Below are 3,225 nucleotides of genomic sequence, written 5' to 3'. Positions count from 1 at the left end.
TAATAAATTTCAATTTTTTATTCAATTGTAATTTTTCTAGGAATTACTCTTTTTTTCTGAGAAATTTCCCTATCTTTTCCTAAATTTTCTAAAATTTTAACTAGATATTGGTAAAGCTCTTCATTACTATAATTTTCATTTTCCATCTGTAACTTTAAATTAATATAAGCTATTATAACATCTCTTTCTACATTTCCATTTAAGCAATTTACATAGAAATTAACATCATAAATATCCAAATTTGCCTTTTTAGAAGCCTCTTTCCCAAACAATTTCAAGATTTTAGGATGAAGTGTTCCTAATTCATGTCTTGAAGAATATTTTGTATTTATCAGCTCCAACAAATTAAAATCACGTCTTAAATCTATAAAACTATTATAATCATTTCTAAGTTCTGCTCCAACTCTTGTAATAAATCTCGTTATCTCAATTTCTCCGATTTTTTTTCTACCAATATTTTCAAAATTCTCATAGTTTATTTCTAATTGATTGTCTAAATCAAATCCAGTTTCAACATCATCTTCATTTTTTATTTCAATATTTTCTTCATTATTTAAAATTTCTAACGAAAAATCAGCACTTCTAACATAAAATTTTCTTTTCTGAAAATCTGAAAATAGTTTTACTTTTAAAATATATCTATTCTCAATCTCAGGCATATCAAATTTATAATCCTCATTCATCCAAAAAATTTTACCACCGCATTTCAAAATCCCTTTTGTTACTGACACTTGTTTGCTTTCTGCATCTGTAATAATATTAAATCCTGAAATTATCCCGTCTTTTCTCTCCAAATACAATAGTTCTGTTAATTCTGCTGGGTTATCCCTCAATAAATCGAGTGCCTGCTTACTTATCACTTGCCCATGTCCAAATATAGGATATTTATTCTCAATCATCTTTCCCCCATTTTTTTATTTTACTAATTTTTATTAATTTCAACTTGTAAATTTTTCAGGTTTCCAGCAAAAGTTATATTTAACTGGCAAATACCATTATCCACATCAATTATATGGGATAAGTCATCTCCTTTTTGCATAATTCCATTTACAAATTTTGTATCTTTTAACCAGACTGATTTTTGACTTTCAGGATTTGTACTGAAAAACATATTTAACTTATCTTCTTTAAAGTCTGTCGTTGTAAATCTTAACGTTCTTTCAATATACGTCGTTGTAAGTGTCTTATAAAGTGGCTCATAGCCTCCATCCAGATTTTTTAGCAAAGTTCTTGCCTTATATACAACTATATTCCGTATTTTTTCACGTGCCACATTTGCATTATCTGATGAAAATACAAATCCATAGTTAAATTGATTTATTCTATCCTTTATTGTATTTGTAAATCCTGATATTTCCTTAGACATTGTTGTTTTTGCATGATAAGAATTGTCTTTTTCCTCAATGTCAAAACGTACTCCTGGATATTGTGGCGATACGTTTGGAAACCTTTCCTTTAGATAATTTGAACATTGTGTGGCTCCGATTATTCCAGCTGCAACATACGACGCATCAACATACACTCCTTCTATCCAGAATTTTAACAAATCTTCCTGTTCTTTTGAAAGTGATACCCCTGTTTCTTCTTCAAATTTCATTTTATAATCCAGCATAACACCTGACTTATCTTTTGGAATTATCGTAAAATTAGGAATTACTGGTATTAAATATTCAGAATATTTTTGATTTTCCAACATTTGAGTCTTTTCAATATATTTATCTACACCCATTGTAGCAAGATTGTCAAATGAAGTTTCAGGCTTCCCTTCAAAATTAAAAAATACTTGAACTCTATATTCCGCTAATATAGTCATTAAGCTTGTTAATACTTCAATTGTATTTTTTTCAGTTTTATCTTCATTCTTTGTTCCCATAAATCTTTCACGAACTTTTTTCTCAGTTTTTTTCATTTCCAAATCAACATTTGGATAAATTCCAAACCATACTGTATTGTCAAAGTCATTCTTTTCATTAGTTGTGTTCAAAAATGCTCTTAATTTATCCTTATTTCCAGCCTTTACAATCATTTCAGGCTTTACATTTGTAATTAAAAGCGTTGGTTTCATAAGTCCCATTCTCACATCATACTGCTCAAAAAACATTTTCACACCCAATATTTTTTCAATTAGAGGTTTTGCAATTTTTATAAAATCTTCCTGTGCTGACTTATAAAACGCCAAATAATTATTATAATTTTCAACTTCCTGCTCAGGATCAACATCTACAAATGTCTTTGCAAGCGGCACAAATGTTCTGACAACCAAATCGCTAATATATTTATTTGGCTCATCGGTAACATTTTCATAGTCATCCCTAAAAGCCTCAACCAGAGCCGTCGTATTTTTCTCTTCAATCATGGCAAGAGCCGTCTGATTTTCCTGCTTATACTCAATTACTTCAAGCTCTCCTTTTTCTCCTACTTGAAGCATTCCCAGCTTTATTTTCTCTGACTTAAAATTATTAGTATCACTTCCAATTAAAAGCCGAGTTTTTATGTCTTCAATCGCAAGTGGCAACATTCCAAGTACATTACTGTAATTTTCTGAAGCTTCTTCAAATTTCGAGTTAAGTTTATCCCCTAATTCCAGTTTTTTAGGATTCTCATCATCCAGTTCTTCATATTTCTGATAAATATAAGCAATCTCTTTTCTTGTCTGTTTAATATCCTCAATAACCTTTTTCGGCGAAATTAGCTCCAAAATATTTTCAAACTTAAAATCCACATTCCTGTTCCCTTGAGACTTTCTAGCCTCAATCAATGTACTAAGCATTTTAAAAAACGTATTCCCATTATTAATTTTAATTTCTGTCACCAAATCCTCAGGTACTCCCTCCGGCTTTTTCAAAATATACTTAATACTCTGACTCTCCGCATCAAAATAACTATACACCTTCGGATCAAATTTTTCCAAAAACTCTTCAAAACTTCCAACCAAAAGATGCCTGTTAATCTCAATAACATTCTCATCATCCAGTGAATCCATATCCCTCGCATCATTAATAAGTGTCAAGATATCCATTTTCTCTGGATTAATTTCCTCAAATAAAATAGTTCGATTAGTCTGATTTATAACATTCTTATTCCCCATATTTCCTTTAAAGTTATTCTTAGTATCATATAAAAATTAATTACTGTAAACCAACTTTTTGCAATCCATTTAAACTAATTTTATACAATTTTCAAATAACTTTATTTTCCCCCTTCTTTATATTTTAATTATTTTTT

The 3,225-nt window shown here is 29.5% G+C and carries 2 protein-coding genes; both read right to left on the bottom strand.

Features of this window, described 5'->3' with window-relative positions:
• Window positions 1–17: 17 nt before the first annotated feature.
• Complete coding sequence (locus Q0370_RS10365) at window positions 18–899, bottom strand: hypothetical protein (RefSeq protein WP_299575421.1); 882 nt, start codon at window positions 897–899, stop codon at window positions 18–20.
• 23 nt (window positions 900–922) lie between these two features.
• Window positions 923–3,088, bottom strand: coding sequence for a transcriptional regulator (locus tag Q0370_RS10360; RefSeq protein WP_299575419.1), 2,166 nt, complete (start codon window positions 3,086–3,088; stop codon window positions 923–925).
• Between the last annotated feature and the right edge of the window lie 137 nt (window positions 3,089–3,225).

Source organism: uncultured Leptotrichia sp., from assembly GCF_938036635.1.
Lineage (GTDB): Bacteria > Fusobacteriota > Fusobacteriia > Fusobacteriales > Leptotrichiaceae > Leptotrichia > Leptotrichia hongkongensis.
The sequence above is the reverse complement of the archived record's forward strand: the minus strand, read 5'-3'. Positions and strand labels throughout refer to the sequence as shown.

What these genes read in the sequence shown, in the direction of transcription:
- Q0370_RS10365 (WP_299575421.1), bottom strand. Translation starts at nt 899, where the DNA reads ATGATTGAGAATAAATATCCTATATTTGGACATGGGCAAGTGATAAGT.
- Q0370_RS10360 (WP_299575419.1), bottom strand. Translation starts at nt 3,088, where the DNA reads ATGGGGAATAAGAATGTTATAAATCAGACTAATCGAACTATTTTATTT.